The sequence below is a fragment of the Streptococcus sp. HMSC074B11 genome (assembly GCF_001808705.1).
In the GTDB taxonomy this organism is placed as follows: domain Bacteria; phylum Bacillota; class Bacilli; order Lactobacillales; family Streptococcaceae; genus Streptococcus.
Map to the genome: position 1 here is coordinate 94,614 of NZ_KV794270.1, position 19,178 is coordinate 113,791.

Annotated in this window: 20 protein-coding genes and 1 other annotated feature (1 of these 21 only partly in view); of the genes, 7 read left to right on the forward strand and 13 right to left on the reverse strand. The window is 37.4% G+C overall.

All coding sequences use genetic code 11. The annotated features are described in order from the left end of the window. Positions 1–97, reverse strand: a sequence feature (ribosomal protein L10 leader region) (it extends 39 nt beyond the left edge of the window). Between the two features lie 176 nt (positions 98–273). Together HMPREF2619_RS04780 and HMPREF2619_RS04785 are read left to right on the forward strand one after the other, a co-directional pair. Beyond that, complete coding sequence (locus HMPREF2619_RS04780; protein WP_070459500.1) at positions 274–801, forward strand: ECF transporter S component; 528 nt, start codon at positions 274–276, stop codon at positions 799–801. Positions 802–819: 18 nt separating this feature from the next. Continuing rightward, the gene (locus HMPREF2619_RS04785) at positions 820–1,335 is read left to right on the forward strand and encodes a transcription repressor NadR (protein WP_070459503.1); all 516 of its coding nucleotides are present in this window, start codon (positions 820–822) and stop codon (positions 1,333–1,335) included. On the opposite strand, the gene HMPREF2619_RS04790 is transcribed toward HMPREF2619_RS04785, so the two are convergent. The 10 genes from HMPREF2619_RS04790 to HMPREF2619_RS04835 all read right to left on the reverse strand — a co-directional run bounded on the left by HMPREF2619_RS04790 (position 1,332) and on the right by HMPREF2619_RS04835 (position 8,997). Then, a complete protein-coding gene (locus HMPREF2619_RS04790; RefSeq protein ID WP_070459506.1) occupies positions 1,332–1,799 on the reverse strand; it encodes an 8-oxo-dGTP diphosphatase in 468 nt (155 codons plus the stop codon). The two genes, HMPREF2619_RS04785 and HMPREF2619_RS04790, sit on opposite strands and share 4 nt — an antisense overlap. Positions 1,800–1,821: 22 nt before the next feature. Then, complete coding sequence (locus tag HMPREF2619_RS04795) at positions 1,822–2,253, reverse strand: hypothetical protein (protein ID WP_070459509.1); 432 nt, start codon at positions 2,251–2,253, stop codon at positions 1,822–1,824. Beyond that, complete coding sequence (locus HMPREF2619_RS11590; protein ID WP_261673718.1) at positions 2,250–2,765, reverse strand: hypothetical protein; 516 nt, start codon at positions 2,763–2,765, stop codon at positions 2,250–2,252. The genes HMPREF2619_RS04795 and HMPREF2619_RS11590 overlap by 4 nt, the downstream gene beginning before the upstream one ends. Continuing rightward, the gene (locus tag HMPREF2619_RS04805; RefSeq protein ID WP_070459512.1) at positions 2,737–3,294 is read right to left on the reverse strand and encodes a hypothetical protein; all 558 of its coding nucleotides are present in this window, start codon (positions 3,292–3,294) and stop codon (positions 2,737–2,739) included. The genes HMPREF2619_RS11590 and HMPREF2619_RS04805 overlap by 29 nt, the downstream gene beginning before the upstream one ends. Next, the gene (locus tag HMPREF2619_RS04810; protein WP_061863348.1) at positions 3,291–3,917 is read right to left on the reverse strand and encodes an NAD(P)H-dependent oxidoreductase; all 627 of its coding nucleotides are present in this window, start codon (positions 3,915–3,917) and stop codon (positions 3,291–3,293) included. The genes HMPREF2619_RS04805 and HMPREF2619_RS04810 overlap by 4 nt, the downstream gene beginning before the upstream one ends. 93 nt (positions 3,918–4,010) lie before the next feature. Then, on the reverse strand, positions 4,011–4,508 hold the full coding sequence (locus tag HMPREF2619_RS04815) for a GNAT family N-acetyltransferase (RefSeq protein ID WP_070459515.1): 498 nt from the start codon (positions 4,506–4,508) through the stop codon (positions 4,011–4,013). A 14-nt stretch (positions 4,509–4,522) separates the two neighbouring features. Continuing rightward, positions 4,523–6,511 (reverse strand): excinuclease ABC subunit UvrB, encoded by a 1,989-nt coding sequence (gene uvrB, locus HMPREF2619_RS04820; RefSeq protein WP_070459518.1) that lies wholly within the window; start codon positions 6,509–6,511, stop codon positions 4,523–4,525. A gap of 291 nt (positions 6,512–6,802) precedes the next feature. Continuing rightward, complete coding sequence (locus HMPREF2619_RS04825; RefSeq protein WP_070459521.1) at positions 6,803–7,492, reverse strand: hypothetical protein; 690 nt, start codon at positions 7,490–7,492, stop codon at positions 6,803–6,805. Then, positions 7,452–8,285 carry a hypothetical protein gene (locus tag HMPREF2619_RS04830; protein ID WP_070459524.1) on the reverse strand — a complete coding sequence of 278 codons (834 nt, stop codon included), beginning with the start codon at positions 8,283–8,285 and terminating at the stop codon, positions 7,452–7,454. Before HMPREF2619_RS04830 ends, HMPREF2619_RS04825 begins: the two co-directional genes overlap by 41 nt. A gap of 1 nt (position 8,286) precedes the next feature. Beyond that, positions 8,287–8,997 carry an ABC transporter ATP-binding protein gene (locus HMPREF2619_RS04835; RefSeq protein ID WP_070459527.1) on the reverse strand — a complete coding sequence of 237 codons (711 nt, stop codon included), beginning with the start codon at positions 8,995–8,997 and terminating at the stop codon, positions 8,287–8,289. A 168-nt stretch (positions 8,998–9,165) separates the two neighbouring features. On the opposite strand from HMPREF2619_RS04835, the gene HMPREF2619_RS04840 reads away from it, so the two are divergent. The 5 genes from HMPREF2619_RS04840 (at position 9,166) to zwf (ending at position 15,822) form a co-directional block, all read left to right on the forward strand. After that, the gene (locus HMPREF2619_RS04840; RefSeq protein WP_070459530.1) at positions 9,166–9,837 is read left to right on the forward strand and encodes a response regulator transcription factor; all 672 of its coding nucleotides are present in this window, start codon (positions 9,166–9,168) and stop codon (positions 9,835–9,837) included. Beyond that, the gene (locus HMPREF2619_RS04845) at positions 9,822–10,895 is read left to right on the forward strand and encodes a sensor histidine kinase (RefSeq protein WP_070459533.1); all 1,074 of its coding nucleotides are present in this window, start codon (positions 9,822–9,824) and stop codon (positions 10,893–10,895) included. Before HMPREF2619_RS04840 ends, HMPREF2619_RS04845 begins: the two co-directional genes overlap by 16 nt. A gap of 168 nt (positions 10,896–11,063) precedes the next feature. Beyond that, positions 11,064–13,238 carry an ABC transporter substrate-binding protein/permease gene (locus HMPREF2619_RS04850; RefSeq protein ID WP_070459536.1) on the forward strand — a complete coding sequence of 725 codons (2,175 nt, stop codon included), beginning with the start codon at positions 11,064–11,066 and terminating at the stop codon, positions 13,236–13,238. Next, positions 13,238–13,978 (forward strand): amino acid ABC transporter ATP-binding protein, encoded by a 741-nt coding sequence (locus HMPREF2619_RS04855; protein ID WP_049503260.1) that lies wholly within the window; start codon positions 13,238–13,240, stop codon positions 13,976–13,978. The genes HMPREF2619_RS04850 and HMPREF2619_RS04855 overlap by 1 nt, the downstream gene beginning before the upstream one ends. Positions 13,979–14,334: 356 nt before the next feature. Beyond that, the gene (gene zwf / locus HMPREF2619_RS04860) at positions 14,335–15,822 is read left to right on the forward strand and encodes a glucose-6-phosphate dehydrogenase (protein WP_070459539.1); all 1,488 of its coding nucleotides are present in this window, start codon (positions 14,335–14,337) and stop codon (positions 15,820–15,822) included. 39 nt (positions 15,823–15,861) lie between these two features. Here zwf and ftsY read toward each other — a convergent pair whose 3' ends face one another. The 3 genes from ftsY to HMPREF2619_RS04875 are packed head-to-tail and all read right to left on the reverse strand — an operon-like array spanning position 15,862 to position 18,929. Then, complete coding sequence (gene ftsY, locus HMPREF2619_RS04865) at positions 15,862–17,316, reverse strand: signal recognition particle-docking protein FtsY (RefSeq protein ID WP_083279594.1); 1,455 nt, start codon at positions 17,314–17,316, stop codon at positions 15,862–15,864. A gap of 3 nt (positions 17,317–17,319) precedes the next feature. Continuing rightward, entirely contained in the window at positions 17,320–18,138 is an 819-nt protein-coding gene (locus HMPREF2619_RS04870; protein ID WP_070459542.1) for a Cof-type HAD-IIB family hydrolase, read from the reverse strand. Beyond that, positions 18,138–18,929: a Cof-type HAD-IIB family hydrolase gene (locus tag HMPREF2619_RS04875; protein ID WP_070459545.1), complete on the reverse strand. Its 792-nt coding sequence runs from the start codon at positions 18,927–18,929 to the stop codon at positions 18,138–18,140. The genes HMPREF2619_RS04870 and HMPREF2619_RS04875 overlap by 1 nt, the downstream gene beginning before the upstream one ends. Between the last annotated feature and the right edge of the window lie 249 nt (positions 18,930–19,178).

The window sequence follows — 19,178 nt, forward strand, 5'->3', positions numbered from 1 at the left end:
GTACAATACGCTTCTTTTTACATGATACGTTTTGTCCTCGGTAGGATATTTATGAGTCGAGCTCCCCTACTGTCTTAGGCAGTTTTTTCAAACCGTTATTAAGTATAACATACTACTTTGATTAGTGCAAGAGTTTTTTGATTATTTTTTAAAAATTTTTATTTATTTTTTAACCTTATTTCAAGATAATCTCATCAAAAATCAATTTTAGTTCTTGACTTGTTTGATTTTTTATTGTACTATACAACTGTATATACAGAAAAAGGAGTTATTATGAATACACAAAAGAAAACACAATTCATGACCTTGACCGCATTGCTAACAGCTATCGCTATTTTGATTCCTTTGGTGATGCCCTTTAAAATTGTCATTCCTCCCGCTTCCTACACTCTAGGAAGTCACGTTGCTATTTTTATCGCTATGTTTCTTTCTCCTTGGATGGCTATCTTTGTTATTATAGCTTCTAGTTTAGGATTTCTCATGGCTGGGTATCCGATTGTCATTGTACTTCGTGCATTTTCCCATATCTTTTTTGGAAGTCTGGGTGCTTTCTATCTTCAAAAACATCCTCAAACCTTGGACAATAAGAAATCTTCATTGATTTTTAACTTTGTACTTGGCTTGGTTCATGCTATTGCTGAAGTCTTGGCTTGTATTATCTTTTATGCAGGAACTGGAACCAATGTAGAAAATATGTTCTATGTCCTATTTGTCCTGGTTGGTATTGGTACAATTATTCATAGTATGGTAGACTATTACTTAGCATTAGCTGTTTATAAAGCATTGAAAAAACGCCGTTAAGCGTTAAGAAAGAAGAATATGACAAAAAATCGAAAAGAAGCACTTCTACAACTCTTAAAAGAAGCTCAAAAACCTCAAAACGGAAAAAGATTAGCAGAACATTTTCATGTCACTCGCCAGATTATCGTTCAGGACATTGCAGTTCTTCGTGCAGACGGTGCTCCTATCTTATCAACCAATCGTGGCTATATTTATAAAGAAAGCAAAACCAATCCGTATGTTCACAAGCTGTTTAAAGTAAAGCACGAGATGGAAGAAATCGGTCAAGAACTTCTAGCTATCGTCGATAATGGGGGACGTGTTCAGAATACCTTAATTGATCATCCTGTCTACGGGGAAATTGAAACCTTGCTCAAACTCTCTTGTCGCCGTGACGTTCAGCATTTTTTAGAGCAAGTCGAACGGTCTGACTTTAGACCACTTTCTGAATTAACAGATGGCGTTCATTATCACCTAGTCGAAGCTGAAAACGAACAAGACCTCCTCTATATTGAGAAGGCCTTGGACAAGTTAGGTTATTTAGTAAAGGATTAGAATATTTTCTTTTCCCATCCATCTTCTGTACGGTGACGGTAGAAAAATTCTGACTTATCAGGAGCTTCCATCATCTCCATCAAGGGTAACATATCATAGGCCAGATCCAAGTTTGAAATCTGGTCTTTTTGTATCCAAGAAACTTCTCCTTCATCTGAAGAGCAAAGGGTACCAGAGAACTCAGTCGCCTTATAACAAAAGACAATATAGCGTTCACCCGAATCTAAAGGCCAATTTTTAATGCCGACCAGTTGAGGATTTTTAATCGTCAGACCTGTTTCCTCGTATATTTCACGAATAACAGATTCTGCAAAAGCCTCTCCATTTTCAACATGTCCTCCTGGGAAGGCATAGCCAGACCAGCGGTTGGTTTCAGGCGATCGATACTGCATAACCACACGCTGATTTTGAAGATCTTCTATTAGACAAATATTCGTTAGAATGGTTAATTGTGCTCGAGACATACATAGACTCACTTTCTAATGTTTAATTTTCTACATACTTAACTTTAGATTTCATAATCAAAGGATTAATCAAATCATGATATTCATGAATTTCATGGAGCAAGTCCCCTCTGATAATTCTAATTTCCTTATCTTTACTATTCATCTGATAATCTATGTTTATAGGCATAGATGAATCTGGAACCATAGATAAAATGAAAAATGTCATGAACCAGATCAAGAGCGCAAAGAATCCACTAAGAGCCTGAAAAATTAGATGATGCCATTGAAAGATTCTAGATTTATAGAAGATAGTCCACGGATGGATAAATAGGGTTAAACAAAGACCAAAGAACCAGAAATTCCACAAGACTGGGGTAAAAGCTAAGCCAAACAATCCTAAGATAAAATGAATCAGGGCAAATACCAGGAACAGAAGGTAAATTACCCTAAATATAGTTAGATGTTTTATCATGATTGACTCCTTTTCTTTTCAATATAATTCATTACTAGAGTTATAATAGATGCCAAACTGAAAAAGATCAGATAAGTTGCAATAGGAAACCATATATAGCGGTGGTCTAGGGATAAGAGAGAAGGCAAAATTCCTTTACTATTTTTCCCACCAATCCCAATAAAGAGATGAACTATTAAACCGATACTATTAAGATAGATAAATAAATCTGCATATCTTTTTATCGTCATTCTTGTCCTAGTCAAGTCTAGGAACCAATAGTCAAATAATCGATACACCAGACAAAAAATATTTATATATATTGGAAAACTATAGTTGATATCTCTGTATGGCTCAGGAATAGGAAGGTTTTTGAAAATTAGATTCAGACCTAGTCCTATTGCTAGGATAAGACCAAGGACCAGGAAAAATCCTAAAAATTTATGAGAATCCATCCAAAGTCGAAAACTTTCTTTCCTTGGGCGATTCTTTTTTGTATTTGAATTACTTTTTTTTGAATGTATTTTCCCCATTATTTTCTTCCTCCTTTTTCTTTTCAATATGCTTGGAAATTATAATTGTCACAATAGGCAATAGAAAGAAAATGAAATAAGTAACGAGGGGAAACCAGATATAGCGATAGTCTAATGCCCATATCGGAAGTAATCTTCTTCCTCTTTTAGAGGTCATCCCAATCGTTAACTGTAATACACAAGCAATTACATTAGGATATAAAAACATATTTGCAAAATTTCGCAAAGAAATCCAGTCTTTTCTAAAGTTACGAAGGAAAGAATGATAAGATGCATTCACCAATACAAAAAGATTTAAAAAAAGTGGAAAACTATAATGCAGTTCCCGATAGGGACTTGGAATAAGGGTTGTTCCGTACAATAGATATAATATTCCTAGAGCAGAAAACAAAAGAACGCTTGCATCAAGAATCCAGGCAATTGTTGAATGTTGCACAAACCACAGATTCATGCGGTCCAGTAGACCAATCTTTCGCTTTGATTTCTGGTGTTTTTTTAATGTTTTCTGTCTCTTACTTTTTTGCTTCATGATAGTTTTTTAACTTCTTCTGCTACTTTTTGGAGATGCTCTTCACGCATACTTGCTGTATTCACATCCCGTCCAACTTCACCTAGTACGCACACGCGCTTAGTTTTAATTCCACAGTGATTCAAGACCGCATTTTTCAAAACAGAGATGCCATAGCTATCTGGAATGTTGATAGGACCCGAAAAGATTTTGTACCACCAAGTGGGCGCCATGGAGGTTGCGTAAATACTGGCTGTTTTCCCTTTTAATAACTTTTTAAACTGCTTGCCTCTAAGGTAATTCCAGATAAAACTCCCCTGATCATTAGCAGAGTAAGCAATCCCCGGTGTAAAGACCCGATCAATCCAACCTTTCATGAGGCTAGGCATACTACTCCACCAAATAGGATAAACAAAGATAAAATGGTCTGCCCATTGGATGAACTCCTGAGAGCGAAGTATAAAAGAATCTTCTTCCATACGTTTTCGATAGCCGTAGCGAAGGACAGGATCAAAGTCCTCTTCATTAAGATTGATGACTTCAAGCTCATGGTGCCTTGAATCAATATTTTCTACAATGGTTTGAAAAATTGCTTGACAGTAACTTTCCTTATCAGGGTGCCCATTGATGACTAAAATTTTCATTCGTTCTCTCCTTCATCTCTTTGCTTCATTCTATCTCTTTCACTCTTTATACTCGATTAATTGATAATAGTTCAAATATTGATAGATACGTCTTTAGGAATCTTTATTTGAAGAACACACCATCCTCAATTCCTTAACAGGTTTTCCAAGTTCAAGTATTTGTTCTTGGCCATCAAAAGTAAAACCCATTTTTTGATAGAAAGCAATGGATCGCTTATTATCTTTCAATACCCATAAATAAATTTCAGAGAAATGATCGAGAGCAACAAATGCAGCATGCATTAACTGTTCACTCACACCTTTTCCATAGTAATCTTTTAAAACATATAAGGCTATGATTTCACCAGCTTGAATGGCTTCATCACGAAAATTTCCATAGCTGATAAATCCAACGACCTGCTTTCCATCCATAGCAATCAAGGTATTTTCTGGATATTTTTGACTAAAGAATCGACATCTTTCTAATGTCATCGTCTCCTGAAATTCCGCAGGTAAAAGATCGTCATAAGCCTCTCTCCATGTTTGCCAATGAACGAGGGACTTCCCTTCTATCTCTTCAGGTGTTTCCATTGTTTTAATGATAATTTTCATTCGCTTTATCCTATCTAACCCAACGCCTTGACTTCCAACATCATATCACGAATCTGGGCAGCAAGTTCAAAGTCAAGCACTTCGACGGCTTCTTGCATTTGTTTTTCCAGTTTCTTGACCAATTCTTTGCGTTCTTGTTTGTTAAGGCTATTGATATCGACTTCCTTGTTCTCTTCTTTAGCAACAGTTTTGGTAACAGAAATAAGATCACGGATTTCCTTCTTAATAGTTTGTGGCACGATGCCATGTTCTTCATTATAAGCCATCTGAATCTGACGACGGCGGGCCGTTTCATCAATGGCTTTTTGCATAGATTGAGTCATAGTATCAGCATACATGATCACATGCCCTTCGCTATTACGAGCAGCACGACCAATGGTTTGAATGAGTCCACGCTCGTTACGGAGGAAGCCTTCCTTATCAGCATCGAGAATGGCAACTAAACTTACTTCAGGTACGTCAATCCCTTCACGAAGGAGATTAATCCCGACCAAGACATCAAAGACTCCTAAACGCAAATCACGGATAATCTCGGTACGCTCTAAGGTCTTGATATCCGAGTGCATGTACTTGACTTTGATACCCATTTCTTTGAAGTAGTCAGTCAAGTCTTCAGCCATTTTCTTGGTCAAGGTTGTAATAAAGGTCCGTTCGTTCTTTTCAACTCGGGCATTGATTTCACCAAGCAGATCATCAATCTGTCCCATGGTTGGGCGCACTTCCACCTCTGGATCCAAGAGACCTGTTGGACGGATGATTTGCTCAATCACGGTATCCGTTTGTTCCATCTCATAATCACCAGGTGTCGCTGAAACGTAAACAATCTGATGCACATGACTTTCGAACTCTTCCCGACGAAGAGGACGATTATCCAAGGCAGATGGCAAACGGAAACCATAATTAACCAACATCTCCTTACGAGAACGGTCACCATTGTACATGCCCTTGATTTGCCCCATGGTCATGTGGCTTTCATCAATCATAATCAGGAAATCATCTGGGAAGAAGTCGAGAAGCGTATAAGGTGGCTCTCCTTCGCTCCGTCCATCCATGTGACGTGAATAGTTTTCAACGCCGTTTGTATAGCCCATCTCACGGAGCATCTCAATATCATACTCTGTACGCTGTTTCAAGCGTTGCGCTTCAAGGAGTTTGCCTTCCTTCTCAAAGATAGCTAACTGCTCCTCCAACTCGGCCTCGATCTTAGCAATAGCTACTTCCATGTGGTCATCATTAGTCACAAAGTGAGTAGCTGGAAAAATAGCCAAATGATCCACTTCGCCCAGAACTTGACCAGTTAAAGCTTCGACTTCACGGATGCGGTCAATTTCATCCCCGAAAAATTCTACGCGAAAGGCATGCTCATCACGAGAGGCTGGGAAAATCTCCACCACATCCCCACGTACACGAAATCTACCACGTTGGAAGTCAATGTCATTGCGCTCAAACTGAATGTCCACCAAATCATTGAGCAGTTTATCTCGAGAAATCTCAAGACCCGGACGCAGACTTACTACACTATCAGCGTATTCTTTAGGGGAACCCAATCCATAGATACAAGAAACAGATGCAACAATGATAACATCATTACGCTCCAAGAGTGCTGAAGTCGCGGAATGACGAAGCTTATCAATTTCATCATTGACTGAACTGTCTTTTTCTATATAAGTATCGCTTGAAGGCACATAGGCTTCTGGCTGGTAATAATCATAGTAGGATACGAAATACTCAACCGCATTTTCAGGGAAAAATTCCTTAAACTCCCCATAGAGCTGACCTGCTAGGGTTTTATTGTGGGCAATGACTAGGGTCGGCTTATTGACTTGGGCAATGACTTGACTCATAGTGTAGGTCTTACCTGTACCAGTGGCCCCCATCAAGATTTGAGCCTTTTCTCCACCCTCAATGTTATCCACCAACTGTTCGATGGCCTGTGGTTGATCCCCAGACGGTTGGTATTTGGATACTAGTTTAAATTTGTTGTCTGTAATTCTATTGATCATCTCTTTGTCCTCACATATATAGACCTTATTTTACCATAAATCACCAGAATTCTCTGAGTTGGGGAATATACAAGATGTAACAAATTAATCCAGTAAATCAGTACATCTTTAAATTACAAAATAATTAAATGGACTTATAATTGAAGTGAAAGATAAACAAGACTCTCGATATTACTTCGAAAGTCTTGTCTTTTATTCTAAAACAATACAATACGTAATAAACGTCAACGTCAATGACTTACAGAATTAGTAAAGCTTGTTCATCAGCATCATTTTTATGAGACCACTTTACTACTTAACTTCTTGATTCTTTATCAAAAGGTAAAGAGTTGCTCCAAGTGAAAACACCAATTCAAGAGCATAAACACATAGTTGCAGGTAGGAAGCTCTCCCTAGTATCGTATCCGCAACAATATTATAAAATAGATAACTAGTCATTGGTTCCACTACTCTTTCTATGAAAGGTTGTAACAAAATAGGAAATAGCAACAAAATAGCTAAACTCCCCATTGGACTTTTGAAAAAATAACTTAAAAAGTAAGAAATTAAAAAGTATTGGATGGAACCAATCAAATAGAAACTGAAAATTTCTAAACCGACACTATTTTCGATACTTAAAAAATGAAACCATATATGCAGTACAATGAAATATAAAGTTGATTGTAGTAAGACATCAAATAACTCTACGAACAGAATACTCATTGAACTTAAGATCCTTTTTCCACTCACCAAAAAAACTAATTTTGTTTCGTGTGATTGTAAGTCTACAAATGCATTAACACACCCAATAGCAGCAGAGAACATTGATGTAAAAACAAGAGCTTGCTTTAAAGATAATTCTACAATTCTACCATTGATTGCAACTGGTAACACACTTAGTAGGCACACAAATCCTACCAAAATTGACTGTATAGCTATCTGGTACTTTACGAGTTTTAAGCTATATTTTTTGACGATAAGACTGATAAATATTCTTGCCATTCTTCCTCCTCATTCGAATCATTTCTACAACAATTATCAATACCAAGAATACGACTCCTTCCACTACTAAAAGAGTAAATCCATACAATTGGCTCGTTTGAGTCCCTTCAATTCGACCAAAAGCAAATGACTTTGCTCCAATCAAAGGCAATAGATTTTCTATTTTAGAGGAAATTCCTCTTAGAATACCTGATAAGCTGATTACCAATAATAAAACGTCTGCAATTAATGCAGTCATTGATCTTTTCGTTACGATTACGAACAGTAAAGCTAATACAGTAAGAACGATCGCAAATATCATAACTCTTACCGTAACATCTAAAAACAAAGTAAATTCTAAATAGTTCTTTAAAGTAGAATCTAGAAAAATGAGTAAAACAACAGCATTTACTATCGAAAATATTACAGTAGAAAGTAGTGATAAGACAATCGAACTAGCAATAAAACCAGTAAGTCGAACTTTCCAGTTAGGAATTATTAACTGAGTAAAATAATCATCACCAAATTGATAATGGGTTGAATAAACAAGTGAAACCAGAATTGGCAAGAAAATAACACTTGCTTGGTAGGGTGAAGATAAGAGAGCATCCCTGACTGTATTGACTGGATTCGATGATAACATAGATGGGTCAAGGTTAACCGCCTGTCCATTTCCTTCTACTAAAGCGTTTATCACCTGAATATTTTGAAGTGTAAAAAATATGCTGACTCCCAAAATAAGAAAAAAAGTAAATTTAAAAGTAGGTAAACTACTATATTTATAAAGATCACTAAAAAAGGAACGCTTCAACATATTATTCACCTTCTTTCCCTTCGAGTGCTTTAAAGTATGCCTCCTCAAAAGAGCCAAACTGTTTCAAAATGTCTTTGGTAGGAGCATCAATAACAATCTTCCCATTAGAAATCCCAACCAGATGATCTACAGTTAATTCTAACTCACTCATATAATGACTTGTCATTAATACAGTTTTACCTTCACTGACAAAAGATTGTAAAAAATTGCGTATCCAGCGTATACCCTCTGGATCTAGTCCATTGATTGGTTCATCTAAAATTAAGATGTCAGGACTTGCTAATAAGGCTGTTGCTAATCCAAGACGTTGTTTCATTCCTAATGAATAGTCTTTTACTTTTTTATTTTTAGCATCACTTAACCCCACCAAGTCTAAACATTCGTTGCACCTATTTCTGTCAACACCACAAGCCAAGCCAATCCAGCGAAGATGCTGAAATCCTGTTCTCGTTGGATAAGGTTGGCAACTGTCGAGGAATGATCCAACAACACAAAAAGGATTAACTCCCAATTGAGAGTATTTTTTGCCATTGATCAATGCTATTCCTTTTTGACTATTTTCTAAACCGAGTAAAATTCTGATTAAAGTCGATTTCCCAGAACCATTTGGTCCAATCAATCCAGTGACCTCACCTTTCTTAGCTTTGAAAGACACATTTTTCAGGACAATTTTATTATTATATTCCTTATGTAGTTTTTGAATTGTTATCATTCCTTCTTTTCCCTTCTAACTTTTTGTGAAATTTCACCTTCACTTGGAGCAAGTATATCAGGAGAATATCAGAAAAAAATCAGAATAAAAATTTTTATAATTATTTTTTCATTTCTAACAAATTACTTTCTATGTTTGCTATAATATACACAAGTAATTGGAGGAACTATGAAGTATAAAATTTTAGCAATTGACGACGATGAAAAAATCTTACGATTAATAAGGAATACATTAGAAGCAAACAACTTTAACGTAGAAACTCGGTCAAATATAGAAGAGATCGATATTTGTGACTTTACTGGATTCGATCTGATATTACTTGATATCATGATGCCTTTTTCTGGTTTAGAGATCTGTCGCTCCATTCGTTCACAAATTACTACTCCAATCCTGTTTCTAACCGCTAAAGATATTGAAGAAGATTTACTAAAGGGGATACAAGCTGGAGCAGATGATTACATCACAAAACCATTTAGCATTAAGGAATTGATTGCAAGAATTCAAATGCATCTTCGTAGAGAGGAAAGATCTCACCCTGCCTCTAAAGAAGAATTGATTTCAGATATAACTTTTTATCGAGATAGTCAAGAAGTTTATTATCAATCAAAGAGCATTTCTCTAACTAAGCGAGAATTTGATCTACTTTATCTTTTAGCTAAAAATGAGAACCGAATATTTAGCGCAGAGGAACTTTACGATTACCTCTATCCTGTAAGCTCTGATGTACAGCTACGTTCAATCACCGAATACATCTATCAAATCAGACAAAAATTCAAGGCTCATCAAATTGATCCAATCAAAACGGTTTGGGGAGGAGGATACAAATGGCAAAAGAAATGACAATCAAACAACTCATTCAGAATACCTACCTTAAAATCATTTGGCAATTTCTTCTATGTCTTATACTTTTTTACATAGTTCCAGCTCTTCTATCTTCTGTATCTGGAATCAATGAGAAAAATGCCAATTTCTTTGCTTTATTTTTTAGCGTCAGTTCTTGGATTTATCTTTGCATCATTTTAATTCTTATCATTGTAACAAATATTCGACAATTATTAACCAAAATTCAAAAAGAAATGAACATGGTTTATCATAGTGGTCTATATTTCAACAAAAATGAAAATCACCATTTGCAGATTAAGGAATTTATTGAAACAAATGATCTGATCGAAAAAATGCAATCTGATATAAAAAATAGAATTGAAAATGAAAAAGAACAAAAAAAAGAACTCATGTTTCAAGTATCTAGCGCTGCACATGATCTTCGAACTCCTCTAACTGTCATCAGAGGAAATGCTGAATTCCTACAATCTACCAAACAAACACCCCAAGTAATGGAATGTCTAAAAGATCTGGAGCAAGCAAGTATTCAGTTAAATGAGTATTTCAACCACTTCATCCAATACTCCAAAACTTTTTATGACCATGATATTCAACTTGAAAACATATCAATTAAACAAGTAACTCATCAAATAAAGGAACATATCACACCTTTACTTCCTAGAAATACACACTTTGTTTTTACAAACACAGTAAATCCATCAACACAAATTGCAATTCATTCCAATCTATTTTTCCGAGCAATCACAAATATTATTAATAATGCAATACAACATCAAAAAGAGAATAATGCACAAATCCACCTAACAATTTCACAAGAAAATAGTCAATTAGTTCTAACTATATGGAATAACCAATCTAGTTTTTCAAAAACCATATTACAAAATGCTGGAAATCTTTTCTATAAAGATGACCAAGCAAGAACCCCCTCTCAAGAAAGTCACTATGGACTTGGTTTATCTTTCGTCAAACGCGTCATGAAACTTCATAATGGAACTATGCACTTAGAAAATAGTAATCATGGTGCACAAGTCAAGCTAATCATTCCCATTATATAGAACAAGCCGAACTCATCAACATATGTTCGGCTTTTCTTCCTTTTTAGATCAAAAAATCAGTATCATAAGATTTTTATGTCACATCTTCTTACATAAAAACACTAAATATTTGCCAACTTTTTTAGTTTCTGCTATAATTGGGTAAATATTCTAAAAAGGAGACTAAACATGAAGAAAAAAATCCTTGCATTTTTATTATTTTTATTTCCCTTATTCTCTTTAGGCTATGCTAATGCGGACACTATCAAGATTGTTAGTGATACTGCTTATGCACCCTTTGAGTTTAAAGATACAGACCAGACTTATAAAGGAATTGATGTCGACATCATCAATAAAGTAGCTGAGATAAAAGGATGGAACATCCAAATGTCTTATCCAGGCTTTGATGCTGCTGTCAATGCGGTCCAAGCAGGGCAAGCAGATGCGATCATGGCTGGTATGACAAAAAACAAAGAACGTGAAAACGTCTTTACCATGTCTGATACATACTATGATACAAAAGTTGTCATCGCAACGACTAAGTCTAACAAAATCACTAAGTATGAAGAATTAAGTGGTAAAACTGTTGGTGTTAAAAACGGTACTGCTGCACAACGTTTCCTAGAAAGTATCAAAGATAAATATGGTTTCACTATCAAAACCTTTGATACTGGCGATTTGATGAATAACAGTCTCAGTACAGGTGCTGTAAATGCCATCATGGATGACAAACCAGTTATCGAGTACGCTATTAACCAAGGGCAAGATCTCAGTATCAATATGGACGGAGAAGCCGTTGGAAGCTTTGCTTTCGGTGTTAAAAAAGGCAGCAAGTACGAATACCTAGTTACAGAATTTAACGAAGCTTTAGCTCAGATGAAAAAAGATGGTAGCTTGGACAAAATTATCAATAAATGGACAAATTCTTCTAAAACTAGTTCACAAGCGACTTCTCTCACTTCAACTACAAGCGCAGGTCAAAAAGCTACTCCTGTCAAATCAAAATACGTTATCGCTAGTGATTCTTCATTCGCACCATTTGTCTTCCAGAACTCAAGCAACCAGTACACTGGTATTGATATGGACTTAATCAAGGCCATTGCCAAAGATCAAGGTTTCGAGATTGAAATCACTAACCCAGGATTTGACGCTGCTATTAACGCGGTTCAATCTGGTCAAGCTGATGGTATGATTGCTGGTATGTCTGTTACAGACGCTCGTAAAGAAACCTTTGATTTCTCTGATTCTTACTATACAGCTAATACTATTCTTGGAGTTCAGGAATCAAGTACGATTTCTTCTTATGAAGATCTGAATGGTAAAACCGTTGGTGTTAAAAACGGTACTGCTTCTCAAACCTTCCTAACTGAAAATCAAAGCAAATATGGTTATAAAATTAAAACCTTTGCAGATGGTTCATCTATGTATGACAGCTTGAACACTGGTTCAATTGACGCTGTGATGGATGACGAACCAGTTCTTAAATACTCTATCAGTCAAGGTCAAAAATTAAAAACACCAATCGAAGGTACTCCAATCGGAGAAACTGCTTTTGCAGTTAAAAAGGGAAGCAATCCTGAATTGATTGAAATGTTCAACAACGGTCTTGCAAATCTTAAAGCAAGTGGTGAATTCCAAAAGATTCTTGATAAATACCTTGCAACTGATTCAACAAGTGAATCATCAACTGTTGACGAAACTACTATCTGGGGCTTGTTGAAAAACAACTACAAACAACTCCTAAGTGGACTTGGAATTACCCTTTCCCTAGCTTTGATTTCCTTTGCAATTGCGATTGTTATCGGGATTATCTTTGGTATGTTTAGCGTTAGTCCTTATAAATCACTTCGTCTTATTTCAGAAATCTTTGTCGATGTGATTCGCGGTATTCCACTGATGATTCTTGCTGCCTTTATCTTCTGGGGAATTCCTAACTTTATCGAATCTCTTACAGGCCAACAGAGTCCAATCAATGACTTTGTCGCTGGTACAATCGCCCTCTCGCTAAACTCAGCTGCCTATATCGCTGAAATTGTTCGTGGTGGTATTAAGGCTGTTCCTATCGGACAAATGGAAGCTAGTCGAAGCCTTGGTATCTCTTACAGTAAAACCATGCGTAAGATTGTCTTGCCACAAGCAACCAAACTCATGCTTCCAAACTTCGTCAACCAATTTGTCATCGCACTTAAAGATACAACTATTGTATCTGCAATCGGGCTAGTAGAGCTCTTCCAGACTGGTAAAATTATCATCGCCCGTAACTACCAAAGTTTCAAAATGTATGCAATTCTCGCAGTCTTCTATCTTGTGATTATCACTCTTCTTACTAGACTTGCAAAACGCTTAGAAAAGAGGATTCAATAATGGCCAAATTAAAAATCGATGTTGATAATTTACATAAACAATATGGTAAAAACAAAGTCCTTAAAGGAATCTCAGCAAAATTCTACGAAGGAGATGTTGTTTGTATCATTGGACCTTCTGGTTCAGGTAAATCAACTTTCTTGCGTAGCTTGAATCTCCTTGAGGAAGGTACAAAAGGTCATATCACGGTTAATGGTTATGATTTGACGGATAAAGCAACCAACGTGGACCACGTTCGTGAAAATGTCGGAATGGTTTTCCAGCACTTCAATCTTTTCCCACACATGACGGTATTAGAAAATATCACTTTCGCTCCAGTGGAGCATAAGTTGATGACTAAGGCTGAAGCTGAAAAATTGGGAATGGAACTCCTTGAAAAAGTTGGATTGGCTGATAAGGCTAATGCAAATCCTGAAAGTCTATCAGGTGGACAAAAACAACGTGTGGCTATCGCTCGCGGTCTAGCCATGAACCCTGATATCATGCTCTTTGACGAACCAACTTCTGCCCTTGACCCTGAGATGGTCGGCGACGTTCTTAACGTTATGAAGGAATTGGCTGAACAAGGCATGACTATGATTATCGTAACCCACGAAATGGGATTCGCCCGCAAGGTTGCCAATCGTGTGATCTTTACTGCTGACGGTGAATTCCTCGAGGACGGAACACCCGACCAAATCTTTGATAACCCACAACATCCTCGTCTTAAAGAATTTTTAGACAAGGTTCTAAACGCCTAGAAAAGATAGGGCTAAAAGTCTTTATAATCAAAAAACGCATTGTATCAGGTATTAAAAACTTGATATTATGCGTTTTATTGTGGAAAGATTTACTTCGGTTTCTCCTAATACTCAATGAAAATCAAAGAGCAAACTAGGAAGCTAGCCGCAAGCTGTACTTGAGTACGGTAAGGCGACGCTGACGTGGTTTGAAGAGATTTTCGAAGAGTATGAAATTGAGTTTTGCCTAACCTCTTAGTATAGACGTATTGGATTTTTGGATTTTTTAGAAAATTATGATAAAATAAAGGATATGAAAAATGGGGACTCCTCATGCCTAGTTTAACTAGGAAACAAAATAGAAATTAGGTAGCTAGATGTCATCAAAAGTTATTGTTACAATTTTCGGTGCAAGTGGGGATTTGGCCAAACGTAAGCTCTACCCTTCACTTTTTAGACTTTATAAATCAGGTAATCTTTCTGATCATTTTGCTGTTATTGGAACTGCTCGTAGACCTTGGAGTAAGGAATACTTTGAATCAGTCGTTGTTGAATCTATTCTTGATTTGGCAGATAGTGTGGAAGAAGCTCAAGCATTTGCGAGTCATTTTTACTATCAAAGCCACGATGTTAATGATACTGAGCACTACATCGAATTACGTAAACTTCAGGCTGAATTAAACGAAAAATATCAGACTGAGCACAACAAACTCTTCTTCCTCTCAATGGCACCTCAGTTCTTTGGTACCATCGCCAAACATCTCAAGTCTGAGCAGATTGTTGACGGTAAAGGCTTTGAACGTTTGATCGTTGAGAAACCTTTTGGAACAGACTATGAGACTGCAAGCAAACTAAACGAAGAACTCCTAGCTACTTTTAACGAAGAGCAAATCTATCGTATCGACCACTATCTTGGCAAGGAAATGATTCAAAGCATATTTGCCATTCGTTTTGCTAATATGATTTTTGAAAATGTTTGGAATCGGGAACACATCGATAATGTTCAAATTACCTTTGCAGAACGTCTAGGTGTTGAAGAGCGTGGTGGCTACTATGATGAGTCTGGTGCCCTTCGTGATATGGTTCAAAACCATACACTCCAACTCCTGTCGCTCTTAGCTATGGATAAACCAGCAAGCTTTACCAAGGATGACATTCGCGCAGAGAAAATCAAGGTCTTCAAGAACCTTTACCACCCTACAGATGAGGAACTTAAAGAGCACTTCATCCGTGGTCAATATCGTTCTGGTAAAGTTGATGGCATGAAATACATCTCTTACCGCAGCGAACCAAATGTCAACCCTGAATCTATGACAGAAACCTTTGCTTCAGGTGCCTTCTTTGTAGATACCGACCGCTTCCGTGATGTACCTTTCTTCTTCCGTACAGGTAAACGCCTAACTGAAAAAGGAACACACGTGAACATTGTCTTCAAACAAATGGATTCAATCTTTGGAGAACCTTTAACACCGAATGTTCTGACCATCTACATCCAACCAACTGAAGGATTCTCACTTAGCCTAAACGGTAAAGAGGTTGGTGAAGAGTTTAAGCTTGCACCTAATTCGCTTGATTACAGAACAGATGCAACTGCAACGGGTGCTTCACCGGATCCTTATGAAAAGCTCATCTACGATGTTTTGAATAACAACTCAACTAACTTTAGCCATTGGGAAGAAGTGAGTGCTTCTTGGGAATTGATTGACCGTATCGAGAAGCTTTGGGCTGAAAACGGGGCTCCACTTCATGACTACAAGGCTGGTAGCATGGGACCTCAAGCTAGTTTTGATCTCCTTGAAAAATACGGTGCTGAGTGGACTTGGCAACCAGATATCGCCTATCGTAAAGATGGTCGTTTAGAATAATCAAAAACAATCCTGCAAGAATTCTTGCAGGATTTTCGTTTATATCAAACCTTCTAGAAGGCCCTTCATAAAGTTTTCAGAGTTAAATTCACCGATATCATCAATTTTTTCACCAAAACCAATCAACTTAACAGGAATATTGAGTTCCTCACGGATAGCCAGAACAACACCACCTCGGGCAGTTCCATCAATCTTGGTTAAGACAATTCCTGTAACAGGAGTAATTTTTGAAAACTCTTTGGCTTGTACAAGAGCGTTTTGTCCTGTTGATGCATCCAGAGCTAGAAAGGTTTCATGCGGAGCTTCTGGCACGACACGTTTAATGATACGACCAATTTTTTCCAACTCTGCCATCAAGTTTTCCTTGTTTTGTAAACGGCCAGCTGTATCGATCATCAAAATGTCAACACCTTCTGCTACTGCACGTTCCATCCCATCAAAGACAACACTAGCTGGATCTGCTTTTTCAGGTCCAGTAACCACAGGAACATCTACACGACGGCCCCATTCTGCTAGCTGAGCTACCGCACCAGCACGGAAGGTATCCGCAGCAACAAGCATGACTTTCTTGCCAGCTTGTTTGTAGCGGTGAGCTAATTTACCGATTGAAGTTGTTTTCCCGACACCATTAACACCTACAAAGAGCATGACTGTCAAACCATCTTGGAAGTTAATGCTTTCATTGTATTGTCCATCTTTTTCGTAAAGCTCTACCAATTTTTCGATGATCACACGACGGAGGACATCTGGTTTCTTGGCATTTTCAAGTTTTGCTTCATAGCGCAATTCTTCAGTGAGATTTGAAGCTACCTGTACACCAACGTCACTCATGATGAGTAGTTCTTCGAGTTCTTCGAAAAATTCTTCATCAACAGAGCGGAAGTTAGCAAAGAATGCATTCAAACGAGCTCCAAAGCCCGTACGAGTTTTCTTGAGACTACGGTCATATTTTTCCTGTACAGTCTCTTGAAATTGAGGAATTTCTTCGATTACTAGATCTTCTTCCACTTCTTCAGAAGTGTCTGCTTCCGTTTCGTCCGATTGAGCTTGATTAACTTCTTCAGCGTCGCTATCACTTGAAGGTACTTCTTCGACTGGTGACTCAGGTTCTTCTGCAACAAACTCTGCTACCTCTTGAGCTCTTTCTTCAGTTTCTTCAACTTCTGTTGAATCTGACTCTTCCTGACAACAATGACACTCAGTTTCCTCTTCAAACTGAGTCTCTTCTTCCTGAGGGGCGGTTTCTGCTTCAACTGTTTCTAGAGTAGTTTCTGCTACTGATTCTGCAGACTCACTAGCTTCTTTAGAATAAGTTTCCTCAACTTCTGAACTTTGGTCGATTTCCTCAGTATTTTTCACTTCAACTTCTTCAGTTCCAAGTGCTTCAACTTCCTCGCTAGATTCTGTCAGATCCAAATTTTCCAAAGCTTCTTTAACGACTTCTTCGATTTTTGGTTCTTCTTTTCTCCCAAATAAACGGTCAAATAATCCCATTCTTTAGTTCTCCTTCAGTACATATTTTTCAATGGCCCAAGCAACAGCTTCCTCGTCATTGGTCATAGGGGTTACTACATTTGCAACTTCCTTGACCTCAGGCACAGCATTTTGCATAGCAACACCGAGTCCTGCCCATTCAATCATGGAAAGGTCATTAGCCTCATCTCCACAAGCCATCACTTGATTTTGGTCAATTCCTAGATGGTCGATCAATTTAGCTAATCCAGTAGCCTTATGAACGTTCTTTGGTGACCATTCCAAAAGCATGTCGCGAGATTTAAAAATTTCATAATTGTTAAACAAGTCTGGTGAAATATTAGCAATTGCGGCATCCAGTGGTTCTTGGGCAAAAGCGGTCACACATTTGTTGTAGGTCATCTGACTAGACAAATCTTCAAAGTCAATTGGAACAAAAGTCAGAGCAGGATTAAATTTAGCATACAGACTTTCTTGATCTGATTGGATTTGGTAAACTGTACCTTCTGAAATTGCATCTAAGGGGATTCCTAGTTTTTCAGTTTCCTCGTAAATACGTGTCACATCATCAATAGAGAATACTGTCTTATCGAGGATTTCACCCGTATTTTTCTGAACCAATCCACCATTAAAGGTGATAGTATACTCGTCATCATGGCCGTCTGTTCCAAGCTCTTTAAGGAAGAAATCCATAGCCTTGAGGGGACGTCCAGTTGTCAGTACCACTTTGACTCCCTGGTCACGCGCAGCCTTTAAAGTTGCCTTAGTACGATCAGTCAATTTCTTGTCTGTCGTCAGCAAAGTCCCATCTAAGTCTAGGGCAATTAATTTAATATCTGCCATTACAATCCCTCCATGTAAGCGATAACTGATTGGTCTTTGTGATGTCCGATAACTGTTTCAGCTAGTTCTAAAATCTCTGGACGAGCATTTTCAGGTGCTACCGGGTGCCCTACAACTTGCATCATGTGCAGGTCATTAAGATTATCACCAAAGGCCATCACCTGGTCCATATCTAGATTCAATTTCCTAGCCAATTCGACAATAGCGACTCCCTTGTCAACATGGTCTAAAACGATGTCAATGGATTCAAATCCTGTCGTCATAGCCTTAACACCAGAAACATGTTCATTGACCCAAGCTTCTCCGGCTTCTACTGTCTCTTCAGTAAAGTTAGTTGTGAATTTGAAAATCTCATCGGTAATATCTTCTAGTCTGGCTACTTTTTTGATATTTTCATTGTAATGATGGCTAAACATAAGATAGATTTCATCTACTGTATCTAAGACATAGCAAGCCTCTTTACCAGTCAAGAGCATCTTCTTCTCATCAAAATAAGGTGAAGTCTTTAGCTTTTCAAATGTTGATAGGTAAAAATCACGAGGCATGGTTGCTTCATAAAGGTCCTCTCCATGAAAACGAACCAAACTACCATTTTCAGCAATAAAGATTATCTCATCTTTGACATCCGCAAAATGCTTTTCAAGTGACAAAAGCCCACGACCAGATGCTACAGCAAAGTAGATTCCTTTTTCTTTATAAGAATGGAGCAACTTTTTCAGACGCTCCATATCAAATTGACCGGCACCATCCAAAAAAGTACCGTCCATATCCGTTGCTACTAATTTAATCATAAAATTCTTCGTACTCCAATTAATAAATCTACCTTCTATTATACCATAGAAAAAGTAAAAAAAGACGTGCTGAATTGACACGTCTTTGTCTTCTATAAATAATCCCGTAGGGCCAATTTAAAGGCCAGGCTGATTTGCTTACTTTCTTTTATATCCAACCTCTCAACACTTTCTTCCAAAGTTCTTGATTGAAGTCTATTCTGAGAGTTCATCAGCTATTGCGTAAAAATCATTAATCTTTGGCTGAGA

Bases quoted from the DNA above. Each gene is read 5' to 3' on its own strand.
- HMPREF2619_RS04780 (WP_070459500.1), top strand. From the start codon at position 274: ATGAATACACAAAAGAAAACACAATTCATGACCTTGACCGCATTGCTA.
- HMPREF2619_RS04785 (WP_070459503.1), top strand. From the start codon at position 820: ATGACAAAAAATCGAAAAGAAGCACTTCTACAACTCTTAAAAGAAGCT.
- HMPREF2619_RS04790 (WP_070459506.1), bottom strand. From the start codon at position 1,799: ATGTCTCGAGCACAATTAACCATTCTAACGAATATTTGTCTAATAGAA.
- HMPREF2619_RS04795 (WP_070459509.1), bottom strand. From the start codon at position 2,253: ATGATAAAACATCTAACTATATTTAGGGTAATTTACCTTCTGTTCCTG.
- HMPREF2619_RS11590 (WP_261673718.1), bottom strand. From the start codon at position 2,765: ATGGGGAAAATACATTCAAAAAAAAGTAATTCAAATACAAAAAAGAAT.
- HMPREF2619_RS04805 (WP_070459512.1), bottom strand. From the start codon at position 3,294: ATGAAGCAAAAAAGTAAGAGACAGAAAACATTAAAAAAACACCAGAAA.
- HMPREF2619_RS04810 (WP_061863348.1), bottom strand. From the start codon at position 3,917: ATGAAAATTTTAGTCATCAATGGGCACCCTGATAAGGAAAGTTACTGT.
- HMPREF2619_RS04815 (WP_070459515.1), bottom strand. From the start codon at position 4,508: ATGAAAATTATCATTAAAACAATGGAAACACCTGAAGAGATAGAAGGG.
- uvrB (WP_070459518.1), bottom strand. From the start codon at position 6,511: ATGATCAATAGAATTACAGACAACAAATTTAAACTAGTATCCAAATAC.
- HMPREF2619_RS04825 (WP_070459521.1), bottom strand. From the start codon at position 7,492: ATGGCAAGAATATTTATCAGTCTTATCGTCAAAAAATATAGCTTAAAA.
- HMPREF2619_RS04830 (WP_070459524.1), bottom strand. From the start codon at position 8,285: ATGTTGAAGCGTTCCTTTTTTAGTGATCTTTATAAATATAGTAGTTTA.
- HMPREF2619_RS04835 (WP_070459527.1), bottom strand. From the start codon at position 8,997: ATGATAACAATTCAAAAACTACATAAGGAATATAATAATAAAATTGTC.
- HMPREF2619_RS04840 (WP_070459530.1), top strand. From the start codon at position 9,166: ATGAAGTATAAAATTTTAGCAATTGACGACGATGAAAAAATCTTACGA.
- HMPREF2619_RS04845 (WP_070459533.1), top strand. From the start codon at position 9,822: ATGGCAAAAGAAATGACAATCAAACAACTCATTCAGAATACCTACCTT.
- HMPREF2619_RS04850 (WP_070459536.1), top strand. From the start codon at position 11,064: ATGAAGAAAAAAATCCTTGCATTTTTATTATTTTTATTTCCCTTATTC.
- HMPREF2619_RS04855 (WP_049503260.1), top strand. From the start codon at position 13,238: ATGGCCAAATTAAAAATCGATGTTGATAATTTACATAAACAATATGGT.
- zwf (WP_070459539.1), top strand. From the start codon at position 14,335: ATGTCATCAAAAGTTATTGTTACAATTTTCGGTGCAAGTGGGGATTTG.
- ftsY (WP_083279594.1), bottom strand. From the start codon at position 17,316: ATGGGATTATTTGACCGTTTATTTGGGAGAAAAGAAGAACCAAAAATC.
- HMPREF2619_RS04870 (WP_070459542.1), bottom strand. From the start codon at position 18,138: ATGGCAGATATTAAATTAATTGCCCTAGACTTAGATGGGACTTTGCTG.
- HMPREF2619_RS04875 (WP_070459545.1), bottom strand. From the start codon at position 18,929: ATGATTAAATTAGTAGCAACGGATATGGACGGTACTTTTTTGGATGGT.